The sequence below is a fragment of the Streptomyces sp. Y2F8-2 genome (assembly GCF_014905555.1).
Classification (GTDB): Bacteria; Actinomycetota; Actinomycetes; order Streptomycetales; family Streptomycetaceae; genus Streptomyces; species Streptomyces cynarae.
The window spans coordinates 649,917-673,009 of record NZ_BNGS01000002.1; the positions used below are offsets into that span (position 1 = coordinate 649,917).

At 73.0% G+C, this 23,093-nt stretch carries 17 protein-coding genes; 9 read left to right on the top strand and 8 right to left on the bottom strand.

All coding sequences use genetic code 11. The features are described 5' to 3' along the window. Positions 1–30 precede the first annotated feature (30 nt). On the top strand, positions 31–2,382 hold the full coding sequence (gene treY, locus SY2F82_RS08295) for a malto-oligosyltrehalose synthase (protein ID WP_200418304.1): 2,352 nt from the start codon (positions 31–33) through the stop codon (positions 2,380–2,382). A 101-nt stretch (positions 2,383–2,483) separates the two neighbouring features. Here treY and SY2F82_RS08300 read toward each other — a convergent pair whose 3' ends face one another. From SY2F82_RS08300 to SY2F82_RS08310, 3 genes are all read right to left on the bottom strand, one after another. Next, a complete protein-coding gene (locus tag SY2F82_RS08300; protein WP_200418305.1) occupies positions 2,484–2,972 on the bottom strand; it encodes an SSI family serine proteinase inhibitor in 489 nt (162 codons plus the stop codon). Next, on the bottom strand, positions 2,969–4,294 hold the full coding sequence (locus SY2F82_RS08305; RefSeq protein WP_200418306.1) for a M14 family zinc carboxypeptidase: 1,326 nt from the start codon (positions 4,292–4,294) through the stop codon (positions 2,969–2,971). The genes SY2F82_RS08300 and SY2F82_RS08305 overlap by 4 nt, the downstream gene beginning before the upstream one ends. Before the next feature lie 272 nt (positions 4,295–4,566). Then, positions 4,567–5,118 carry a DUF1707 and FHA domain-containing protein gene (locus SY2F82_RS08310; protein ID WP_200418307.1) on the bottom strand — a complete coding sequence of 184 codons (552 nt, stop codon included), beginning with the start codon at positions 5,116–5,118 and terminating at the stop codon, positions 4,567–4,569. A 173-nt stretch (positions 5,119–5,291) separates the two neighbouring features. On the opposite strand from SY2F82_RS08310, the gene treZ reads away from it, so the two are divergent. Further along, entirely contained in the window at positions 5,292–7,037 is a 1,746-nt protein-coding gene (treZ, locus tag SY2F82_RS08315; RefSeq protein ID WP_200418308.1) for a malto-oligosyltrehalose trehalohydrolase, read from the top strand. A gap of 153 nt (positions 7,038–7,190) precedes the next feature. Here the strand turns inward: treZ and SY2F82_RS08320 are convergent, their stop codons facing one another. The 3 genes from SY2F82_RS08320 to SY2F82_RS08330 all read right to left on the bottom strand — a co-directional run bounded on the left by SY2F82_RS08320 (position 7,191) and on the right by SY2F82_RS08330 (position 10,373). Then, a complete protein-coding gene (locus SY2F82_RS08320) occupies positions 7,191–8,111 on the bottom strand; it encodes an aminoglycoside phosphotransferase family protein (RefSeq protein WP_200418309.1) in 921 nt (306 codons plus the stop codon). Positions 8,112–8,221: 110 nt separating this feature from the next. Then, positions 8,222–9,367 (bottom strand): aminopeptidase P family protein, encoded by a 1,146-nt coding sequence (locus SY2F82_RS08325; protein ID WP_200418310.1) that lies wholly within the window; start codon positions 9,365–9,367, stop codon positions 8,222–8,224. 127 nt (positions 9,368–9,494) lie between these two features. Next, complete coding sequence (locus SY2F82_RS08330; protein WP_200418311.1) at positions 9,495–10,373, bottom strand: LysR family transcriptional regulator; 879 nt, start codon at positions 10,371–10,373, stop codon at positions 9,495–9,497. Positions 10,374–10,468: 95 nt separating this feature from the next. Between SY2F82_RS08330 and SY2F82_RS08335 the strand changes: the two genes are divergently transcribed. Beyond that, positions 10,469–11,206, top strand: a complete 738-nt coding sequence (locus SY2F82_RS08335) for a hypothetical protein (protein WP_200418312.1) — start codon at positions 10,469–10,471, stop codon at positions 11,204–11,206. Positions 11,207–11,284: 78 nt separating this feature from the next. Here the strand turns inward: SY2F82_RS08335 and cyc2 are convergent, their stop codons facing one another. Beyond that, the gene (cyc2, locus tag SY2F82_RS08340; protein WP_200418313.1) at positions 11,285–13,489 is read right to left on the bottom strand and encodes a germacradienol/geosmin synthase Cyc2; all 2,205 of its coding nucleotides are present in this window, start codon (positions 13,487–13,489) and stop codon (positions 11,285–11,287) included. 449 nt (positions 13,490–13,938) lie between these two features. Further along, positions 13,939–17,295, bottom strand: coding sequence for a BTAD domain-containing putative transcriptional regulator (locus tag SY2F82_RS08345; protein ID WP_200418314.1), 3,357 nt, complete (start codon positions 17,293–17,295; stop codon positions 13,939–13,941). Between the two features lie 192 nt (positions 17,296–17,487). Between SY2F82_RS08345 and SY2F82_RS08350 the strand changes: the two genes are divergently transcribed. The 6 genes from SY2F82_RS08350 to SY2F82_RS08375 all read left to right on the top strand — a co-directional run bounded on the left by SY2F82_RS08350 (position 17,488) and on the right by SY2F82_RS08375 (position 23,046). Further along, entirely contained in the window at positions 17,488–18,030 is a 543-nt protein-coding gene (locus tag SY2F82_RS08350) for an SDR family NAD(P)-dependent oxidoreductase (RefSeq protein WP_200418315.1), read from the top strand. A gap of 62 nt (positions 18,031–18,092) precedes the next feature. Continuing rightward, positions 18,093–19,340 (top strand): MFS transporter, encoded by a 1,248-nt coding sequence (locus SY2F82_RS08355; protein WP_200418316.1) that lies wholly within the window; start codon positions 18,093–18,095, stop codon positions 19,338–19,340. A gap of 53 nt (positions 19,341–19,393) precedes the next feature. Beyond that, complete coding sequence (locus SY2F82_RS08360) at positions 19,394–19,762, top strand: MerR family transcriptional regulator (RefSeq protein WP_200418317.1); 369 nt, start codon at positions 19,394–19,396, stop codon at positions 19,760–19,762. A 99-nt stretch (positions 19,763–19,861) separates the two neighbouring features. Further along, complete coding sequence (locus SY2F82_RS08365) at positions 19,862–20,719, top strand: alpha/beta fold hydrolase (protein WP_200418318.1); 858 nt, start codon at positions 19,862–19,864, stop codon at positions 20,717–20,719. A gap of 364 nt (positions 20,720–21,083) precedes the next feature. Then, positions 21,084–22,289 (top strand): transposase, encoded by a 1,206-nt coding sequence (locus SY2F82_RS08370; protein WP_200418319.1) that lies wholly within the window; start codon positions 21,084–21,086, stop codon positions 22,287–22,289. A 49-nt stretch (positions 22,290–22,338) separates the two neighbouring features. Then, the gene (locus tag SY2F82_RS08375; RefSeq protein WP_200418320.1) at positions 22,339–23,046 is read left to right on the top strand and encodes a response regulator transcription factor; all 708 of its coding nucleotides are present in this window, start codon (positions 22,339–22,341) and stop codon (positions 23,044–23,046) included. The last annotated feature ends 47 nt before the right edge of the window (positions 23,047–23,093 follow it).

Genomic DNA, 23,093 nt, shown 5'->3' on the forward strand with positions numbered 1-23,093 from the left:
AAAGGCGGCGGGGCGGGTACGTAGCTTTCCATGACACCTGAGCGTCCCGGCCCGACGGTGCCCACGGCCACGTACCGGTTGCAGTTGCAGCCGCGGTTCCCGTTCGGTGCGGCGGAGGCGGCCGTGCCGTACCTGGCCGCCCTCGGCGTCTCGCACCTGCATCTGTCGCCGATCCTTCAGGCCGTCCCGGGCTCGGCGCACGGCTACGACGTCGTCGACCACGCGCGCGTGCGGGACGAGCTCGGCGGCGAGGCGGGGCTGCGCTCCCTGGCGCGCACGGCGCGGGAGCACGGGCTGGGCCTGGTCGTGGACATCGTGCCCAACCACATGGCCGCCTTCCCCCGCCACAACCGGGCCCTGTGGGAGGTGCTGCGCGAGGGCCCGGCGTCGCCGTACGCCCGCTGGTTCGACATCGACTGGGACGCGCAGGGCGGACAGCTGCTGGTGCCGGTCCTGGGGGGCCGGCTCGGCGAGGTGATCGAGGACCTCAAGGTCGACGGAGACGTGCTGCGCTACCACGAGCACGTCTTCCCGTTGCGCGAGGGCACCGGGAGACTGCCGCTGCCCCAGCTGATCGACGCCCAGTGGTACCGCCCGGTGTGGTGGCGGCTGGCCCGTACCGAGCTGAACTACCGGCGGTTCTTCAGCATCTCCGAGCTGATCGGGGTGCGCGTGGAGGACCCGGAGGTCTTCGCCGCGACCCACGGCACGCTGCTGCGGCTGCTCGACGAAGGCGTCGTCGACGGTCTGCGCATCGACCATCCGGACGGTCTCGCGGACCCGGAGGTGTATCTGCGCCGGCTCGATACGGCCACCGGCGGGCGCTGGACGGTCGTCGAGAAGATCCTCGCCGACGGCGAGCACCTGCCCACCGCCTGGCCGGTCGCGGGCACCACCGGGTACGACGCGCTGCGGCACGTGGACGGACTCTTCACGGACCCCGAGGGCGCCGAAGAGCTGCTCGGCCACTACCGGCTCTTCGCCATCCCGCGCGGCGACCGCGGCGGCCAGTGGGCCTCGACGGTGCGGCGCGCCGCCTACGAGGTGGTCACGCACGAACTGGCGACCGAGGTGGAGCGCCTCACCCGCGTGGCGGGCCGGCTGTGCGCCACGTCCCCGGACCCGGCGCTGCGCGACCACGCGCCCTGGGCGCTGCACACCGCGCTGCGGGAACTCCTGGTCCGCATGGAGGTGTACCGGCCGTACGCCTCCCAGGACGCCGCCGAGGTGGTCACCGAGGCGGCCGCCGCCGAGGCCCGGGCCGCGTTCACGGTGCCCGAGGAGGCGCACGCGGTGACCGTCGTGCGCGACCTGGTGCTGGGGCGGGCCGGCGAGGGGCCCGACCTCGAGGAGTTCCGGGCCCGGTTCGCGCAGACGGCGTCGGCGCTGCGCGCCAAGTCCGTGGAGGACACGGCGTTCTACCGCTACGTGCCGCTGCTGTCGGCGAACGAGGTGGGCGGCGAGCCCGGCGCACCGGCCGTCGCCCCGGAGGACTTCCACGCGTACTGCGCGCGCGTGCAGCGCGACTGGCCCGTCACCGGGACCGCGCTGTCGACGCACGACACCAAGCGCAGCGCGGACGTGCGGGCGGCGATCTCGGTGCTCACGCAGTGCCCGCAACGCTGGGACGACGTACTGGCCGAGGCGACCCGCGCGGACGGCGACGCGCCCGACCCGCAGCTGGCCTGGGCGGCCTGGCAGACGCTGTTCGGGCTCGGTCAGGCGGACGAGGAGCGCCTGAAGGGGGCGCTGCTCAAGCATGTGCGGGAGGCGGGGCTGCACACCTCGTGGACCGAACAGGACCCGGCCTACGAGGAGGCGGTGGCGGCTTTCGTCTCGGGAGGTCCGTGCGGGGCGCCGGGACGGCTCGTGACGGCCCTGAGGGACGAGCTGGCACCGCACATCCTGGCGAACGTCCTGGGGACCGCGCTGGTCCAGCTGACGATGCCGGGCGTGCCCGACGTCTACCAGGGCACCGAGGGCGAGTACCGTGCGCTGGTCGACCCGGACAACCGGCAGCCGTTCGCACCGCAGCAGACGGCCTCGGACAAGGCGGACCTCACCAGAGCCGCGCTGCTCCTGCGCCGGCGGCGCCCGGAGGTCTTCGGCGCCTCGGCGACGTACGCGCCGCTGGCGGCCGAGGGCCCGGGTGCCGCGCACTGCGTGGCCTTCGTGCGCTCGGGTGAGGTGCTCACGGCGGTCACGCGACTGTCGCTGCGGCTGGCGGAGGCGGGCGGCTGGCGCGACACGTCCCTCCCACTGCCGCCCGGCCGCTGGGCCGACGCGCTGGCACCGGAGCGGGAGTACGAGGGGCACACGCGAGTGGCGGACCTGTTCGCGCGGCTGCCGGTGGCGCTGCTGGAGCGGGTCGGCGGGCGTTGACGCCGTGCCCCTGTGCGCCGTCCGAAGCGTTCCTCACCCTCGCGGGGCACGGGCTGCACCAGCGATGAGCCCGCGCCTCCGCGCACGCGCGCGTGGGGTCGTCAGCTCCTTCCCCACGTGCGTGGGGCGCCGGTGACGGCCCCGGGTGCGTGGCGACCGCCCGGCACGGTGCGGGCCGGCGTCTGGTCCGACAGTGCGAACACCGCGCCGGTCTTCGCGCTCAGGTCGCAACTGTTCGCGAAGGTGTGGGTGTATTCCACCTTGTGGCCGTTCCACTCGCCGCGCGCGGAGACGGTCACGGGGGCGTAGAGCATCGTGCAGTAGGACCGCTCGGGGGGGATGCGGCGGATGTCCCCCTGCACGGCGGCCAGTTGGTCGCAGGCCTGGGCGGCCCGTGTGTGTCCCTGGGGCGGGTCGCAGATCAGGAGCGTGCCGCGGACGTCCCGGGAACGGGCGTCACCCTTGGTGACCGTCAGATAGAGCCAGTTCCCGCTGGTGGCCGGCCGGGGCACGGCCTGGGCCGGTGTCGCGATGAGCAAGGCGGTCGCGGCGAGCAGGGCGCCGCGCAGGGCCAGGATCGTCTTGTTCATTCCCTGTGCATCGGCACCGCGGGCGCCGAACCCCAGTCCTTCTCACCCGAATGGGAGCGTACGGCCGTGTACTGCCCGGCGAGTTCGAAGGCGGCGAGCACCACGCGCGCCTGGTACTCGGCCTGGCGTGCCACGGGGATCCAGCGTGCGCCGTAGCCGTCGTGGTAGTCGGCGCACCAGGCGTCGATCAGCCGGTCAAGTTCGGGCAGCGCATCCGCCGCCGCGCGCCCGGCGGCCCTGGCGAGCTGGTGCAGCAGCCCCGCGGTGCGCAGCGCGACCCGGCGGCCCGAGATGCCGAGAGCGGTCAGCCGTGCGGTGTCCAGCGGCGGCAGCGGCCGCTGACCGGCGCCGTACAGGTCGGGGTCCCAGGAGTCGGCGAGTCCGGGTCCAACCAGTAAATAGTCGTCCACCGGGGCGAGCAGCCGGGCCGCGTCCGGCACGGCGTCCAGGTGGGGGCGGACGCGGGCCAGCAGCCCCTCCAGAAGGCGCGTGTCGCGGCGCAGCGTGCCGCTGACGGTCCGCAGGACCGCGTCGGGGTCGGCGAGCGGTGAGGGGTCCTCCACGGCCGCCACGCCCCACATGGGCGCCTCCACGACCGCGGTGACGGTGCCGTAGCGGTGCGGGTGGAACCAGGTCGACTCGACCGCTGCCTCCGTGATCGCCGCGGCGAGGTCGCCGCGGCGCGGGGGCGGGATGCGGTACACGGCGGGCCCGAGGAGCGGCCAGTACAGGGTGTCGTACGGGCCGAGCTCCCGCGGGATGCCGAACCGGGCCGCGGCGTGGGCGAGCCGCTGGGCCATGCCGGGCAGGTCGTGGGTCAGTTCGACGAAGCCGCCGCCGACATCGACGCCGTGCAGGGAGCACTGGAAGAAGGGCCGCAGTTCGTCCTGGAGGTCGAGCAGGGCGCGGGTCTCGGGCAGGGCGGCGTGCTCGGCGCCGTCGGGCAGCCACTCGGGCTGTTCGAGGAAGCCGGGGCGGAAGAAGTTCCGGAAGTACCGGCCGAGGGTGTACGGGCCGGACAGCCAGCCCTCGTTGCGCCGGGCGCCGTCGGGGTCGAGGCACAGCAGCAGGTTCCAGGTGGTGTCGGCGTCCCGGCCGAGCCGGGGGTCGGCCAACGCCCGTTCGGCCAGGCGCAGGGCGGTGGCGCCGCCGACGGGCTCGTTGGCGTGCGGTCCGGCGACGACGAGGGCGTGGCGGCTGCCGTGGCCGACGGACAGGAGCCACAGGGGCGTGCCGCCGCGGGACGCGCCCACGCGGCGGAGCCGGGCGTCGCGCGGGTGACCGGCGGCCAGCGCGGCGGCACGGGCGCCGAGTTCGTCCACGGTCGGGTAGCGGAGGAGGGGCGGCAGGGCACACCTCCCCTATGTGGTGCCGTCGATTCACCTGCTGTACATGGCGTACGCACAGTCAGTCACGGCTGGGCAGGTACGTCAACACCGTGGGGCGTACCGAAGGTGGGGTGGCGGAGGGACGGCACTCCGACGGCGTAACGCGCTCGGCGCGGCAGACCGCGCCCTCGCCCCGCTCCGGGCGGCAGACCGCGCGCCGTGGCCCCGCTCCGGCCCGGCAGGCCGGTCCGCGCGGGGAGGGCGCCCTACTCCGACGCCAGGCGGAACGTCATCCTCCCGAAGCCGACCTGGTCGCCCTCGCGGACGACCGCGGCGCCGATCACCCTGCGGCCGTTGACGGTCGTGCCGTTCGTGGAGCCGAGGTCGCGCAGTATCCACAGGCCGCCCTGGCGGCTGAGTTCGGCGTGCACACGGGAGACCGTCTCGTGGCTGAGCCTGAGGCCGCTCGCGGGGTCGCGGCCGATCCGCAGCGGGTAGGGCCGGTCCGGGTGGGGCAGCAGCAGCTTGGGCAGCCGCTCGGCCTGCCAGGCCCGCCGCAGCCGTACGGTGAACCCGGAGACCGCCTCCACGGTCTCGAACACGATCCGCGACCAGCGCTTCTCGGTGGGCAGATCGGCGGTGAGCGCGGCCAGCTCGTGCGGCTGCCGGGCGACCAGGGCCAACTCCATGCGCCGGAGGAAGGTGTCGTGCGACAGACGCCCCAGGGCGACGCCGTCGCGGAGCACCTTCAGCGCCCTGTCGCGTTCGGCGTCCGAGAGCCGCGCGGGGTACGTGTGGAACTCGTAGGACGACGTCACGGACGTGATTGTCGGTCAGTCGGCCCGGAGGTGTCCAGAAGACGCAAAGAGTGGCCCAAGCCGCCGTCAGGGTCGTTCCGTGTGACGAAAGGGTCGATCCGGCGGCGAAGTGATCGCTTTTTGACGCACCATGGACGGACTACATCACGATGGGCAGACGAGGGGGAACGTCAGTGCGGTTCGAGGTGTGGGCGCCGCAGGCCGGCCGGGTCACGCTCCACTGCGGCGGTGCCACGCGCGCGTTGGAGCGCGATCCTGAGCGCGCCGGGTGGTGGGCGGGCGAGGCGGAGGCCGAGGACGGCACGCGTTACGGCTTCGCGCTGGACGACGGCCCCGTGCTGCCCGATCCGCGCTCGCGGCGCCAGCCGGACGGGCCCGACGGGCAGAGCGCGGTGGTCGACCACGGACGCTACGCGTGGCGTGCCGCGTGGCCGGGGCGCGGGCTGCCGGGCGCGGTGCTGTACGAGCTGCACGTGGGCACGTACACCCGTGAGGGCACGCTGGACGCGGCGGCCGAGCGGCTCGAGCACCTGGTGGAACTGGGCGTCTCACACGTCGAGTTGATGCCGTTGTGCCCGTTCCCGGGGCGGCACGGCTGGGGTTACGAGGGCGTCTCGCTGTGGGCGGTGCACGAGCCGTACGGCGGGCCCGCGGCGCTGAAACGGTTCGTCGACCGGGCGCACGAACTCGGCCTCGGCGTCGTGCTGGACGTGGTCCACAACCACCTCGGCCCCTCCGGCAACCACCTCCCCGCCTTCGGCCCGTACTTCACCGACACCCACCACACGCCCTGGGGCTCCGCGGTGAACCTGGACGCGCCCGGCTCGGACGAGGTGCGCGCGTATCTGATCGGCAGCGCGCTGGCCTGGCTGCGCGACTACCGGATCGACGGCCTGCGTCTGGACGCGGTGCACGCGCTGCACGACACGCGCGCGATCCACTTCCTGGAGGAGCTGTCGCAGGCGGTGGACGCCCTGGCCGCCGAGGTGGACCGGCCGCTGTTCCTGATCGCCGAGTCGGACCTGGCCGACCCACGGCTCATCACCCCCCGCGCGGAGAACGGCCTCGGCGTCCACGCGCAGTGGAACGACGACTTCCATCACGCGCTGCACACCGCGCTGACCGGCGAGTCGCAGGGTTACTACGAGGACTTCGCCCGCGCGCCCTTCGCGGCCCTCGCCAAAACCCTGACGGCCGGTTTCTTCCACGACGGCACGTACTCGACGTTCCGGGGCCGGCGGCACGGCCGTCCGCTGGACCGCAGCCGGGTGTCCGCGCACCGCCTGCTCGGCTACTCCCAGACCCACGACCAGGTCGGCAACCGCGCCCAGGGCGACCGGCTGTCGGCGTCCCTCTCCCCCGGCCTCCTGGCGTGCGCGGCGACGCTGATGCTCACGGCCCCCTTCACGCCGATGCTGTTCATGGGCGAGGAGTGGGCCGCGGGCACGCCCTGGCAGTTCTTCACCGACCACACCGATCCCGACCTCGCCGACGCCGTACGACGCGGCAGGCGACGGGAGTTCGCGGCGCACGGCTGGGCGGAGGAGGACGTGCCCGACCCCCAGGACCCGGCGACCCGCGACCGCTCGTGCCTTGACTGGTCAGAGCCGGAACGCGATCCCCACGCGCGCGTGCTGGCCTGGTACCGGGAGCTGGTCGCCCTGCGCCGCGGCCAGCCCGATCTGTCGGACCCCGACCTCTGCGATGTGAAGGTCACCTACGACGAGGACACGCGCTGGTTCGCCTTCCGTCGCGGGGACGTCCGGGTCGCCGTCAACCTCGCCAAGGAGCCGTCGCGCATCCCCCTGGGCCTCCGCAACGCGCGCGTGCTGGCCGCCTGGGAGCCGGTTCAGCCGCCGGACGAGGACGGGATGGTGACCGTGCCGGGCGAGTCGTGCGTGGTGCTGACGCAGGAGTGAGGTGCGGCGCACACGCTCGCGCAGGCGTGTACGCACGCGTCGACGTGACGGCGCCTGGGCCCGGCCGCCCGCGGGCGCCGGTTCGGTGGCGCCCGCTGGGCGCGGTGGCGGAACGGGCCTCCGCTCCCGCGCGGCCGGACGCCCCGCCGACGCCTACGGCGTCTCGTCCCCCGGCAGTTCCGTGACGCGTTCCAGCAGGATCGGCTCCCAGGCGCGGCGCAGGCGGGCCCGGAGGTCCGGCAGGGGGGTGTCGCCTCGACCCTGAAGTCCGCCGGCCAGCGCGACGAGCGCATCGCAACGGGCCAGCCACAGGCCTCGCAGACAGGGGCGGGCGCCGTAGCCGGCGAGGGTGGCGGCGCGCACCGCGGCGGGGGCGCCGACGGCCGCGGCGAGTCCTGCGATGTCCTCGGCCGGGTCGCCGATCACCGCGTCGTCCCAGCCCAGGACGCCGCGCACCCGACCGTCGTCGCTGACGACGAGATGGTCGTCCCGCAGGTTGCGGTGCACCAGGACGGCCGCGCCGGGCTGGGGGGCCAGCTGGCGGGCGGCCGGGGCGGCGAACTGGGCGAGCCGGGCGGGGTCGAACTCGTCCCGCTCGGCGAGGCGCTGCGCGGCGTGCGCGGCGGCGGTTCGCACGGCCTCCAGCGAGCGGGGCGGGACGCGCGGCACGCCGAGCGACTCGGCCTGCCGTACGGGTACCTCGCGCAGCCCCGAGAGCAGTGCCGCCAGGTCCGCCTCGCCGACCGCCGAGACGTCCCGTACCGTTCCGGTCGAGCCGGGCAGCCGGGCGTCGAGGGTGTAGCCGAGGCCGGCGGCCCACTCCCCGTGCGCCACGCTCATCGGCACCGCTGTCCCGATGTGCGGCCGCACCAGGGCCCGCAGCCGCAGTTCACGGCGCTGGCGGGCGGTGGCGTCCCGGTCGGCGGCCAGCCGCAGCACATGCCGCGTGCCAACCCACCAGGTGGCGTGCCCACCCTCGGCGACGGGCGTCACGTCAGGGCCGTCGCCGTCGTGGAGCAGGGTGCGGACCAGTCGGCGTACGGTTTCCGCCGTCGGTGTCGGTGCCTGGGTCATGATCGCGCCGTTGTCGTCTCGGTGGGCCTGGTGCGGGTTGTGCCGGCGGGTCGGCCGGCCGTCGCGTCCTCGATGTCGCGCCGGGGGCGGCCACTGCGTCCTTCCCTCCTTCAGTCGACCATCGCCATCTCACGGGGCGTGTTGTTCAGGCGGCGTCCGCCGTCCTCGGTCACCGTCACGATGTCCTCGATGCGGACCCCGAAGCGGCCCGGCAGATACACACCGGGCTCCACCGAGAAGCACATGCCGGGGACGAGGGGCTGCTCCTCCCCCTCGATCATGTACGGCGGCTCGTGCGTGGTGACGCCGATGCCGTGCCCGGTGCGGTGGATGAAGTACTCCCCGTACCCGGCGTCGGCGATGACCGCGCGGGCCGCCCGGTCGACGTCCTGGCAGGCCGCGCCGGGCCTGACCGCGCGGAAGCCCGCCTCCTGGGCGGCGCGCACCAGGTCGTGCACCCGGCGCTCCTCCTCGGTGGGGTCGCCGACGTGGACCGTGCGGGTGGTGTCGGAGCCGTAGCCGTGCTTGAGCCCGCCGAAGTCGAGGACGACCATGTCGCCGCGCTCGATGACGCGCTCGCCGGCCTCGTGGTGCGGGTTGGCGCCGTTGGGGCCCGAGGCGACGATGGTGAAGTCGACCTGGGAATGGCCGAAGTGCCGCAGCAGATCGGCGAGGTCCCCGGCGACCTCGCGCTCCCGGCGACCGGCGAAGGGGACCTTCCGGATCTCCTCGTACGTCGCGTCCGCGGCGGCGCCCGCGGCGGCCAGCCGGTCGAGTTCCGCGGCGTCCTTGACGGCCCGCAGCATCGGCAGGGCGCGGGTGAGCGCGACGTGGCCGGCGTCGGGAAGCCGTTCGCGCAGGCCGAGCAGGTGCAGGGCCCAGGCGTTGTCGCTGATGCCGTAGCGGCCGTCGGCGGTCAGCAGGGAGGCGGCCGCCTCGTAGGGGTCCTTGCCGTCGGTCCAGTCGCGCAGCGTCAGGGCGCTCCCGCCGGGCGCCTGGGCGGCGTCGGGCGCCTCCAGGGTGGGCACGACGAGGACGGGGTCGTGCCCGGCGCGCAGCACCAGCAGGGTGAGGCGTTCGGTCTCCACCGGGCGGTATCCCGTCAGCCACACCAGGTCGGGTCCGGGCGCGACCAGGACCCCGTCGAGCCCGGCCTCGGCGGCGGCGTCCGCGGCACGCCGCATCCGGGCCGCGTAGTCCTCGGCGGTGAAGGGCGCGGGACCGTCCCTGTCGGGCGGTACGGGCGTGCCGGTCATCCATAACCTCCGCTGGTCCGGGTCCTCCCAGGGTCCACGGGCAGCATCCTGCCCCTCCGCAGGGGCGGACGCGAGCCCATTGCGACCATGACGGCCCGCGCACGGGGGCACCCGCCCGCGCACCGGATCACCCCATGGCCTGCGGAGCGGGCAGCAGCCGTGCGGCCAGTGTCGCCGCGGCTCCGCGCAGGCCCCGGCCGTGTACGAGTTCCGTGCGGTGGACCACGCGGGGCGCCGTGAGCGGCACGGCGACCGTGCCCGGTACTCCGGTGGCCGCCGAGCGCGGCAGCACTGCGAGGCCGTGGCCTGCGGCCGCAAGCGCCATCAGCGTGCGCAGATCGGTGCCCTCCTGGCGCAGGGCCGGCCGGAAGCCCGTGCCACCGGCCACGGCCCGCAGTTGAGCCAGCGGCAGGCCCGCGTCGGGGGCGTCCAGCCAGCGCGCGTCTGCCAGGTCGCCGAGCCGGACCCCGGCGCGGCCGGCGAGCGGATGGCTGCGTGGCAGCAGAACGCAGACGGGCTCCTCGCCGGCGCTCTCGGTCACGAGCGGCGCCACGTCGGGCAGCCGCAGCGGATCGCTGGGCGCGGCCAGGCCGTCCACGAGGCCGAGGTCCGCGCCGCCGGTGGCGACCGCTGCGGGTATCTCGTCCCGGGTGAGCACCCTCAGGGTGACGCCCGCGGCGGGCAGTGCGGCGAGGACGCGCGGCCCTAGCGCGGTCGGCGTGGCCGCGAGCGTCACCCCGAGCGTGGGTGCGGCCGCCATCCGCGTGACATCGGCCCTGGCCGCATCGAGGCGCAGCAGCAGCGGACCGGCGTGTTCGAGGAGCCGTTCGCCCGCCGTGGTGGGGGCGACCGGACGCCGGGTCAGCAGCGGCGCCCCGAGGTCCTGTTCGAGCGTGGCGATGTGCTGCGACACGGCGGACTGCGTGTAGCCGAGTTCGCGGGCGGCCTCTGAGAAGGACGCGAGCCGGGCCACGGTGACGTAGGTGCGCAGGAGGTGCGGGTCCATGCGCCTCAGCATGCCGCATGACATCAGCATCGCTTATGGAGAGTGCAGCGATCATCGTTGGACGTGAACCATGCGGCGGGTCGAGCATGGTCGGCATGACATCCGACGCGACGCACACCGCCCGTCTCGCCCTGGTCGGCGACCGCTCCCCCGCCGTGGTCTCGCACACCCGCGTTCCTCTGCTGCTGGAGGCGCTCGCCGAGCGCGACCGGCTCGTCCTCGACGCCTACTGGATCCCGTCCGAGGAGGCCGCGGACGAGGGCGCCGTGCGCGGCTTCGACGCGGTGTGGGTGCTGCCGGGCAGCCCGTACCGGAGCGAGGCCGGGGTGCTCGCGGCGATCCGCACCGCACGGGAGGAGGGGATCCCGTTCCTCGGCACGTGCGGCGGCTTCCAGCACGCGCTCCTGGAGTACGCCCGCACCGTGTGCGGTCTGACCCGGGTCGCGCACGCGGAGAACGACCCGGATGCCGACGACCTCCTCATCGAGCCGCTGGCCTGCTCCCTGGTGGGCCACGAGGCCGCGGTCCGTGTCGTCCCCGGCACGCTGGCGCACCATGTGATCGGCTCGCAGCGGACCGTCGAACGGTACTTCTGCTCGTACGGCCCCTCCCGGCACCTGGACACGCTGCACGCGCACGGGCTGCGGTTCAGCGGACACGACGAGGACGGACAGGTGAGGGTCGCGGAACTGCCCGGCCACCCCTTCTTCCTGGCCACCCTCTTCCAGCCGGAACTCGCGGGCGACGGCTCGCGCCCGCACCCCGTCGTGCGGGCGCTGGCGCAAGCCGCGGTGGAGCACGCCGGCCGTCGCGAGAAGGTCCGGCTCGCCTGACCTCCGGTCCGGGAGCGGCGGGCCCGTCGGCCCAGGTGGCCGTCGTGTCCGCCGCACCCGGCGCCGTGCCCGGGGCGGTCAGCGTGCCACCGGCGCCGCCCGCAGGGTGACGGCCGAAGCCAGGTCCGGGACGAAGCCGTGGAAGCGGCGGGCCAGGTCGTCGGCACCGTAGCGGTGGCAGTCGCGGTGCCAGTTCAGGACGGCCGCCATGTAGTTCCGCAGGTCGGCCACATAGCTGTCCATGACCTCGCGCGCCTCCTGGGAGAGTGCGAAGTCGTCGAACAGCACGGGCAGTTCGCGGGCGGCCACGTGCTGGAACTGCTCCATGCGCCGGTTCATCAGGTCGCCCACGATGCGCACCGCCGTCGGGTAGTCGCAGCCGAAGAAGTTCTGCGCCACGAGGAGCGCGTTGTGGATCTCGCCCTCGTACTCGATCTCCTTCTGGTACGAGAAGACGTCGTTGACGAGCATCGCGTAGTCGATGGCCGCGTTCTCCAGTGCGCGGACCGTACCGCTGCGGTACACCTCGGGCGGGACCGCGGGGCTGTGGCCCATGCGGCAGAGGTTCTTGGTGAGGTCGGCGCCGAAGGTGGCGCGGCGCATCTCCAGGTAGTCGACGGGGTCCGGGATGCGGTTCTGGAGCTGGTTGGACAGCTCCCACACCCAGCTCTCGGTCATGTCGTCGACGGCGGCGCGCAACGATCGCCGCTGCTCCGGGGTCATCCCGGCCGTGGTGCGCGCCCACAGGTCGATCAGGCCGCGCTCCATCCCGTTCGCGGGGACGGGGAACTCCCCACCGTCGAGGGGCATGCACGACGACAGCCGCTCGGTGCACAGCCTGGCCGCGGCGAGGTCGCGGCGGTGGCCGAAGACGAGAGGGTAGTAGTCGTCGCCGTAGGTGCCCCAGGACAGCCACTGGGAGCTGAGGTCCAGCGCCTCGGGGGTCGCGTCCGGGTCCAGTCCTGACGCGCACAGGGGCAGGTCGTACGCGGCCAGCTTGTCCTCGTCCCAGACGCCCTCCTGGAGCATGCCCATCCGGTGCATCCAGGGGGTGAGGCGGCTGCGGGCGCCGTCCAGGTGCGGGCTGAGCTCCACCTCGTAGGGCATGTGGAGGTCGGGGATCAGCGAAGGCCCCACCTGCTGGAAGGGAAGGTGGGTGTACGCACGCAGCCTCCCCCACTGCCTGAAGGGCGCGGGAGGTGCCCCCATGGCCCTCGCGTCGGCGAGCACCGCGCGCACGTCGGCGGCGGACGTGCCGAGGCCGGAGAGCCCGAAGGGGCGCTGCCGGGAGCGGGCGTTCTCGTTCATGTAGCGGCTGGAGCGCATGTGCCATTCGTGGCCGCCGGACTGCCAGTCCTGCAGTCCCTTCGCGTACGCGGCGACGGCGGCGAGCTCGTCCGGGGTGAGACCCCTGTCCAGGGCCAGGGCGGGAACCTCGGTGAACGCGGTGTGCTCGAACTGGTGCAGACGTGAGGTGAGGATGTCGTTGACGGCGTCGGCCGCCTCCTGTGTGCCGCAGCCGAAGAAGGTCTCCAGGACGAGGACGCCGTTGCTGTTCTCGCCCTCCTCCTCGACCTCGCGCTGGTAGGAGAAGAGGTCGTTGCGCAGGTGGACCGCGTCGGCGAACGTCTCCATGAGCACGCGCAGCGGGCGGGACGTCGCGACACGGTCGGGTACCTCGGCGGTGGCGTACTCGACGAGTCCCGCGGACCAGGGGGCGCCGCCCACCTTGCGGCGCATCTCGATGTACTCGACCGGGTTGGCGATCCGCCCTTCGTTGATGTTGGACAGCTCCCACAGGGATTCGTTGAGCAGATGCTCGGTGGCGACGGCGAACCGCCGGCGCCAGTCGGGGGACCTGGACGGCACCGTGCGTGCCCACAGGTCGGCGAGGCCCGCTTCCACCGGGTTCTCCGGGGCCGGGACCGCGGTGCCGAGGTCCAGGGGCATGAACAGCGGGAGGCGGTCCAGGTAGGCCTTGCCGCCCTCGCGGTCCTGGGTGCGCTTGAAGGTCTCCAGGAAGTGGTCGTCGAAGAAGAACACCCACACGTACCAGTCGGTGATCAGGGAGAGGGCCGCGGCGTCGCAGTCGGGGTGGGTGTACGCGCACAGCAGCCCGTAGTCGTGCGCGTCGAGGTCGGACTGCTCCCAGATGCCGGAGCCCTCCAGCATGCCCATGGCGCGAGCCCACTCCGTGGAGTGGGCGCGGGCCTCGTCGACATGCGGGTTCAGCCGGGCGGGGTACGGCATGTAGAAGTGCGGGAGGTCGAACGGCTGCGTCATGGCCGGGTCCTGCCCGTGGGGTGGGGGAGGCATCCGTTCGGTGGGATGTGATCACACCAACGCGTGAATCGGGGGTGCGGTTCCCTGTGGGGTGCGCCGGTCCCGGTCTCGCCCCGCCGCCCCTGCCCTGGGAAGTCGCCGACGGACCGAGAGCCCCGAACACAATGGGCGCCCGGCTCACTCGCGACGCCCGGCCCCCACTCCCCCACTGCCTGAACGGCGTGCGGGCACCCTCAGCCGCGTTGCCGAAATGCCCGAGCAGCTCCGCCACGACGGCCTTCCGGCGCCGTGCGATCACGCTCCCCCGAGCTCTCGGCTTCGCCCGGGCAAGGTCAGTCGCGGGCCCCTTGCAGGAGTCGGCCAAGAGCCCCGAACAAAATGGGAGTCCGATCAGCTCGCGGCGTCTGGTGCATGCGATCGCAAGGCGCCGGAAGGTCCTCGTAGCGGAGCTACTGGGGCCTTTCGGTAACGCGGCGAGCGTGCGTGCCAGGCGTCGCGAGCCGGGCGCCCATTGTGTTCGGGGCTCTAAGGGGCGTGGTTGCTTGACGCAGCGCCTCCTCGGGGGACAGGCGGGTGCCGTGGTCGAAGGCCTGTGCGAAGTCCGCGTCGCCCAGGGTGGTACGGGCCGCGTGGGTGATGCGGTCGACGTCGGTGCGTTCGGCCGGAGGCAGGGGTGCGCCGACGCTGCGGCGGGCTCGGTCGGCGGCGCCGAGCAGCAGGGCTGCGCAGCCGGCGGCCGACTCGGTGCCGTGCAGGGCCATCGCGCCCGCCAGGCCCTCCAGGGACAGCGCGAGGGCGCGGGGTTCACCGAGTGCGCGGGCCACGTCCAGGCCGCGCAGGTGATGCGCCGCGGCGCTCTCGGCGTCGCCCCGCAGTTCGGCGACGAAACCGAACTCGGCCAGCAGCAGGTGGTCACCCGCCTGCGAGGATACGTCCGCGTAGCCGTCGCGCAGGTGCCGCAGGTGCACCTCGGCGGCATCGAGGTCGCCTGAGCGGCGGGCACCGAGTGCCAGGCCCATCTCGGCGTGGATCTCGCCGTACTTGTAGCCCTGTTCGGCGGCGCTGCGCCGGGCCTGTTCGTGCAGGTCGCGGGCCCGGTCGAAGTCGCGGGCCAGCAGCGCCAGGCGGCCCAGACCGGACAGCCGGGCCGACTCCTCAGCCGCCAGACCCAGTTCGCGCGCGATGCGCAGCCCCTCGTACTGGCGGCGCGTGGCCTCCTCGTATTCGCCTTTGATCTCGGCGAGCGCTGCGAGCGGCGACACGGTCTGCAGTTCTCCCCAGCGGTCGCCCACCGTGCGGAAGAGCCCGGCGCTGCGCCGTCCATCGCGGCCCACCCTGTCGAGGTCGCCACGAATGAGCGCGAGCGCGGCCCGCAGGCCGAGCGCAGCAGCGGTGCCCCACTGGTCGCCCGCGGCGGTGAACAGCTTCAGCGCCCGGTCGTTCAACTCACCGCTGTCGGCGGCCGCTCCCGCGCTGAACAGACCGTACGCGCACAGCCACAGCGCTCGCGCACGGCGTTCCGGGTCGGGGACGGCGTCGCCGTTCGGCGCGCCGGTAGCCGCGTTGTGATCACCGGTGAGCAGGGCGAAAGCGGCATGCAGCAGGGTCAGTTCGGCGTGATCGGATTCCGCTTCGGCGGCCGTGGTGGCGTCCAGGACCGCGCGCAGACTGCGGCGTGCCTGGACAAGCCGTCCGCGCAGCAGCCACCACCAGGCCAGAGCGGTGGCCAGGCGTGCCGCCTCGGCCGGCGCCCCGGCTGCGGCCCGGCGCACCGCCTCGTCAAGGGCCGCCCGCAGGTTGCCGGACTCAGCATCGAGCCGGGCAAGCCAGGACCGCTGCTCGGCACCGCGCAGTTCGCCTTCGGCCCGTTCGGCGAGCGCGAGGTAGTGGCGCAGGTGCCGGTCACGAACGCCGGCGAAATCCTCCATCTCGTGCAGCCGCCCGGTCGCGTACGCGGCGACGGACTCCAGCAGCCGGTAGCGCGGACCGGTAGGCCCGGCAACGACGACCACCAAGGACCGGTCGACGAGCCGGGACACCAGGGCAGGCACCTCGGCGCCGGCGACGCCGTCGCCCGCGCATACCGCCTCGGCCGCCTGCAGGTCGCAGCCGTCGCTGAAAGCGGCCAGGCGGCGCAGCACGATGCGCTCCGGCGCGCTGAGCAGCTCCCAGCTCCAGTCGATCATCGCGCGCAGGGTCTGCTGGCGCGCCGGCGCGCCGCGCCGTCCGGAGGTCAGGAGCTGGAACCGGTCGCCGAGTCGGGCCGCCAACTCGCGCACGCCGAGGGCGCGTACCCGGGTCGCGGCCAGTTCCAGGGCCAGCGGGATGCCGTCCAGGCGGCGGCAGATCTCGGTGACGGCGGCGCGGTCGGAGGCGTCACAGGCGCCGGAGGCGAGCGGGCAGCCGGGTGCCGCAGCGGCGACTCGCTGCGTGAACAGCCGTACCGCGTCCGTGGTGGGCAGCGGCTCGACCGGAAACACTTCCTCGCCCGGCAGGCCCAGCGGCTCCTGGCTGGTGGCCAGTATGCGCAGCCCGGGCGCGGTGCGCAGGAGCAGGCCGGCGAGGTCGGCGGCGGCGTCGACGACGTGCTCGCAGTTGTCCAGCACGAGCAGGGTGCGGCGGTCGCGCAGCACGGTGGCGAGGTGGTGGGCGGGCGACGGGGTGCCGGTGCCGTGGACCGGCACGGCGGAGGGTGTGTGGTCGCTGATGCCGAGGGTGGTGGCGACGATCTGGGCGAGGTCGGCGGCGGTCCCGTCGCGGATGCCGGAGAACTCGACGAACCAGGTCCCGTCGGCCAGGTTCACGACGGATCCGCCGTGGACGGCGTCGGCCGCTGCCACGGCCAGCCGGGTCTTGCCCACTCCGCCGGGGCCGGTCAGGGTCACCAGGCGTGCTGCGTGGAGGAGTTCGGAGAGCCGGGCCAAGGCTTTGTCGCGGCCGATCAGGGGGGTGAGGGAGGTGGGCAGGTTGGCGGGGGCCGGCGTGGTGCGCGCGTCCGCCTCCGTGGCGGGCCGGGGGCTGCCGGCGTCCGGCTCCGTACGAGGACGAGAGCGGGTGGCGTTGTGCGGCGCCGGCTTCAGCTCCGGGTCCTGGCGGAGCACCGCCTGGTGCAGTGCGGCGAGTTCGGGGCTCGGGTCGACGCCCAGATCGGCGAGAAGACGTGCGCGTAGATCCTCGTACGCCTCGAGCGCCTCACTCTGGCGGCCCGTCGCGTACAGCGCCCGCATCTGCAGCGCGCGCAGCCGTTCGCGCAGCGGATGCCGGTTCACCAGGTCGGCGAGTTCCCCGGCGAGCAGGACATGGTCGCCGGCCGCCAGACGGGCTTCGGCCTGCTCCTCCAGTACGGACAGCCGCTGCTCGGCGAGGCGTTGCGCGGCCCCGCGGACGAACTCCCGGTCGGCGAAGTCGGCGTAGGCGGGACCGCGCCACAGCTCGAGCGCCTCGGTGAGCAGCGCGGCCCGGTCACCGGGGGCTGCAGCGCCGCGGGCTCGCTCCACCAGGGCGCGGAACCGGGCGGCGTCCACCTCGTCGCCGTCGAGCCGCAGCCGGTAGCCGGACGGCTGGTGCAGCACGCGGTCCCGGCCCAGGGCCCGGCGCAGCTGCGACACCTTGGCCTGCAACGCGCCCGCGGCCCGGCCCGGCGGCCGGTCGCCCCACAGGTCATGGATGAGGCGATCCGCGGAGACCGGGCCGCCGTCATGCACCAGCAGATCGGCGAGCAGCGCCCGGACCTTCGCCTCTGGAACCCTGACGGCCACCCCCTCGTCGTCCCACACCGCCAGTGGGCCCAACACCCCAAACCGCATGGGCGTCACTGTACGTCACGGAAACCGTTCCGACAGGACGGCCACCGAGCCGCTGACGGCCCCGTTCCCCCGACCGCAAGCCGACCGTCAGCGGTTCCGAAGGTTTCCCGAAGCAGCCCGGCGCACAGTCGTGTCCGCCGGGCGGTACCACGCGACCGACCCGGGAGACAGACGCGGGGAGGGAACGGCAGCATGACCAAGTACGCGGGCCGGACGGCCGTTGTCCTCGGAGAGGCCACCGAGATTGCGCTGGCCATCGCCAAACGGCTGGTGGAGGGCGGCGCCCACGTCGTGCTGACCGCCCGCACCACCGAGGAGCGCCGCTGGTTGTGCACCGAACTGGGCTCCACCGCCCGGATCGTCGCACCGGCCGACGTGTCGGCCTGCCTCGGCCCTGGTGGCGCTGTCGACCTGCTGTTCGCCGACTCAGTGGACACCGTTCGGCCACTGCTGCCGCTCCTCAGCGACGGTGGCTCGGTCGTCCTGACGGCGCCCGGCCCGCCGTCCACCGCCGTGCACACGCTGGCCGCCGAACTTCTCTCCCGCCGCATCCGCGTCAACGCCGTGGCGCCGGGTTGTATCGGGGCGCCGGACGGCAACGGTGCGTTGCTGCCGCCGTTGGGCCGCCTCGGCGCCGCTGAGGAGGTGGCGCGCGCAGCGCTCTTCCTGGCCACCGACGCCACCTTCACCACCGGAGTCCGCCTCCCGGTCGACGGCGGACTCGGCCGGCCATGACACCGCAGCGGCCCTGACCCGAGGGTCCACCCACCCGTCCCCTACGCCCCTGGAGCACATCCATGAGCACCACACCCGACACCGCGGCCGGTTCGGCCGCCGAGCCCGGCGTCGCAGCGCGTCGGCAGGGCGTCGCCGAGGAACCGCAGAAGCTGCCCATGTTCGCCCTGCTGGCCCTCGCGACCGCCGTCTTCATCACCAGTCTCACCGAGACCCTGCCCGCCGGCCTCCTCCCGGCGATGAGCCATGACCTGCACGTGAGCGAATCCGCAACCGGGCAGACGGTCACGATCTACGCGATCGGCACCGCGCTCACCGCCATCCCGCTGACCGCGGCCACCGCGGGCTGGCGCCGCAAGCGGCTGCTGCTGACCGCCATGGCGGGCTTCGCCGTCGCCAACACCGTCACCGCACTGTCCTCCGTCTACGGGCTGACCATGGCGGCGCGCTTCGTCGCCGGCGTCGCGGCGGGTGTGGCCTGGGCGCTGCTCGCCGGGTACGCCCGCCGACTGGCCCCGGCCCATCTCCAGGGCCGGGCGATCGCCATCGCGATGGCGGGCATCCCCGTCGCGCTCTCGCTCGGCGTGCCCGCCGGCACCTTCCTCGGCAAGGTGTCCGGCTGGCGCGTGGCATTCCTCGCGATGACGGCACTGACCGTCCTGCTGCTGGCCTGGATCGCCGCCGCCGTCCCGGACTTCCCGGGCCAGGAGCGCGGCGAGCGGCCGAAGATGCTGCACGCGCTGCGCGTCCCGGGCGTGGCCCCGGTGCTGTTCGTCACGCTGGTCTTCGTCCTGGCGCACACCATCATCTACGCGTACATCGCCACGTTCCTCGACGACCTGGGCATCGGGGGCAACACCGACTTGGTGCTCCTCGTGTTCGGCGCCGCCTCGCTGCTGAGCATCTGGATCGTCGGCGCACAGATCCATCACCGGCTGCGCGTGCTGACCATCGCCAGCTCGCTGCTGGTCGCGGTGGCCGCCGCGGCGCTGGCCGTGCTCGCCGACCACACCGCGCTCGTCTATGTCGCCGCCGTGCTGTGGGGCCTGGGATGGGGCGGGGTTCCGACCCTGCTGCAGACCGCGGCCGGTGACGCGGGCGGCGAGTCGGCGGCCGACGCGGCTCAGGCGATGCTCGTCACGCTGTGGAACGTCGCCATGGCCGGCGGCGGAGTCATCGGCGGCGTACTGCTCGATCTGAGCGGCAGCGACTCCTTGCCGTGGAGCGTGCTGCTGCTCATGCTCCCGGTGATCGCCGTCATCCTCCTCGCCCGCAGCCACGGCTTCCCCGCCAAGAGGCCGGTGTCGTAGGCCGGACCGGACGACGTCCAGAAAGGGAAGACAAGAGGCGACGAGGAGCTCGCATGCGCATCGGAGAGCTGTCGGAGCAGACCCAGACCTCCCGCAGACTGCTGCGCTACTACGAGGACCAGGGGCTGATCGCCTCCCGGCGCGACCCCAACGGCTGGCGCTGCTACGACGAACGGAACGTGGACCGCGTCCGGCAGATCCGCCGGCTGCTCGAGGCGGGCCTGCCGACCCGGATCATCCGCCAGATACTGCCCTGTTTGGACGAGCCGGGCACCATCGACGTCCCCGACGCCTCACCGGAGATCATCGCCGCGCTGGAACAGGAACGAAACCGGCTGACCGAGCGCATCCGATTCCTGGTGCGCAACCGTGACGCCGTCGCCGCATACCTCGACACGGTGCGCGCCGGACGGGCCGCCTGAGGTCTTCCCGATTCCACCCTCCCTACCGGCAGGCCCGTCCTGCCGTCCCACCTGGGCACTTCGCCCCTCACATCAGTGTCAGCATCGGACTGTGGAGTCATGACCGAAAAGACTGGATCAACCGAGACCACCGCGGAGAGCGAGACGCAGCAGCCCGCACAGCAGCTGCTGCACCACGTCGAGTTCGGCTCCGGCACCCCCGTAGTACTGCTGCACGGCTACACCATCGACCACCGGCTTCTGCTGCCTCTGGAGCCCGTGTTCGCCGTGCGCCGCGGCTGGCGGCGGCTTTACGTGGACCTCCCCGGCTCCGGCCGCTCACCGCGTCTGGACGGGCCGGTCACGGCCGAGGCGATGGGAGAGGCGGTACTTCGGTTCGTGGACAAGGTCGTCGGCGACGAGCCGTTCGCGGTCGTGGGCATCTCCTACGGCGGCCAGCTCGCCCGCCACCTGGTCGCCGAGCGCGGCAAACAGGTCCTGGGCACGGCGCTGATCGCTCCGCTGGTCAAGCCGAGCGGTCAGCGGGTGCTGCCCGAGCGGCAGGTGCTCACCCGGGACGAGGCGCTGCTGGCCTCGCTCGACCCGGCCGACCGCGAGGTGTTCACCGGTATCGCGCTGTACCAGGACGACGCGGGCTGGAGCGCCTTCCGCGACCATGTGCTGCCCGGCATCCGCGCTCACCACCGCGGGGACGCCGCGGCGCTGCTCAAGGCCTACACGTTCGCCCGGACGCCGGAGTCCCGCTTCGGTACGCACGACGGCGTACACCTTGTGGTCACGGGCCGTCAGGACCACATGGTGGGCTGGCGGGACCAGCTCGATCTTCTGGACCACTACCCGCGCGCGACCTACGCAGTACTCGACGGCGCGGGCCACAACGTCCACCTCGACCAGCCGGACGCCGTCCATGGCCTGATCGGCAACTGGCTCGACACCCTGGCGGTGGACCGCCGCTGACGGCCCCGCCGCCGGCCACCGAGCCGACCGCCGAAGGTATCCCCCGGCCTTCGGCGGTCGTCCCTTTTCAGCCACCGATGATTGTTAATAAGATTTTGACACTTCATTGGCCAGGCCCCCGACTGCCCATTCCCCATGGTGCGCCGATCAGTGTTTCCGGACTGAGCGCCCGCTTCCGCTTCGCTCTCCGGCAGCGCCCATCCACCTCACTCGCGGCCGTTCCCCCTGCTCAGAGCGCGAAGTCATGAAGTATCCGTGCCTGCTCTTTGAACTTGCGAAGGCAACGGTATTTTGTGAGCCGTGCAGATGCACGATGCACTGACACCTGTTCGAGCGTTACGGGAAACGAGGGGACGTAGCGTTTATGCCAACGAGTGAGGCGCGCACGGCCGCGACCGAGGGAGCTCGGTTCCACAGGTTTACGGAGGATGTCTTCCGGTCGCTTCACCGAGTGGAGCAGCGTCGTTGGGCCCGCGCGTATCTATGGGCCCTGATCCACGGTTCCGGCAAGAAGACCCCGCGCCATATGGCACGTTCGGAGGCCTTACCCGCGTCGGCGATACAGGGGCTGCACCAGTTCATCAACGCCAGTCCCTGGGACTGGAGGCCGGTGCGCCGCAGACTCGCCCTGCGTGTCGCGGCGAGTGCGGCGCCGTACGCCTGGACGGTCGCCGAACTCATCATCCCGAAGACCGGCAAGCACTCCGTCGGCGTGCACCGCCGCCTGGACCCCGTCACCGGAAGGGAGGTCAACTGCCAGCGGGCGCTGGGACTCTACCTGGCGGGCGAGTCCCACTCCTTCCCGGTCGACTGGAGCCTGGTGCTCAGCGGCCCCTGGGACTGGGACCCGCAGCGCAGGCGGCGCAGCCGGATACCGGAGGAGGAGAGGGAGCGCCCGGTCGGCGCCTATGTCCTTGACCATGCCGCGGACGCGGTCACGCTGCCGCATGTGGCCGGACTGCCCTGGGTCCTCGATCTGACCCGGTGCGACGACGCGGCCGGCGTGCTGGCAGGACTGGCCCGGGAACGGCTGGATGTGGTGTGCGAGGTCGACCCCGGGCAGGTCGTGCTCGTCGGACAGCACACGCCGACCGTCAGCACGGTGGGCGCGGTGATGGGGATACGGCACGCGCGGCAGCCGCATGTGATGGTGCAACACACCCGGGAGGGTGGCGCCAAAGCAGTGCCGATCTACGCTTACGCCGACACGGTCCGACTGCCGCAACTCGCGGTGGGGGCCGACGGTGCGGCGCGCACCTACCGCATCCTGGAGCGGCCCGCCTCGGACGGCCGGGTGCCCGCCCGGTACTGGATCACCAGCCTCACCGACCGGCCGGTGGACGAGGTGCTGTCCCTGGTGCGAGGCCGGACCGCCGCTCTGTCGGCGGTCAAGGCCCTGCAGGACCGCTTCGGGGTCCTGGATTTCGAGGGCCGCTCCTTCCCGGGCTGGCACCACCACATGACGATGGCCTCGGCCGCGTACGTCTACCAGTACCTCGACGGCGCATCAGGCCGCGACGCCGTGTCGTCGGCGGCCGCCGCAGCTCAGCTGAGCGGGGCCGCGAGCTGACGCCGGCCGAAGGAGCCAGAGGGGAGCCGATGACAGGGGAACGGCAGGAATGACGAACGTACTCGTGGTGGAGCACGACGCATCGGCGGCCGAGGCCATGGAGCGTGACCTGCGCAGACAGGGCTACACCACGCGGAGCGTGCACAGCGGGGCGCGGGCGCTTCGCGGGTACCGTGACGCGGATCTGGTGTTGCTCTCGCTGGAGCTCGCGGACATCGACGGACTGGAGGTGTGCCGATCGATGCGCGGCGGTGGGGACACCCCGCTGATCGCCGTGACCGAACTCGACAATGAACTGGAGCGGGTCCTCGCGCTGCGCGCCGGCGCGGACGACTGCGTGGTGAGGACCTGGGGTTTCAGGGAGATCGGCGCGCGGATCGAGGCCGTGCTGCGCCGTTCTCGTCGCAAGACGGCCGCGGCGGACGTCATCTCCCTGCGTCCGCTGCACATAGATCCACGCAGACGGGAAGTGCGGCTGCACGACCGGCTGATTCCTGTCACGTCCAAGGAATTCGAGCTGCTCTACACGTTGGCCTTGAGTCCAGAGACGGTCGTGTCCCGAAAGGAATTGATGGCGAAGGTGTGGGGCACCGACTGGGCCTGCACCAGCCGCACCATTGACACACATGTGAGCAGCTTGCGGGCGAAACTCGGCTGCAGCCGGTGGATCACCACAGTCCGCGGCATCGGTTACCGGATGGGATACGGCGAAGGGCACCCGGCGTCGGAAACGTCAGAGGTACCTGAGGCCTCATGAGCCGTTCGCTCCCAGACGTGGGCCGCAGCTGAGCCTGAAAGCCGGGC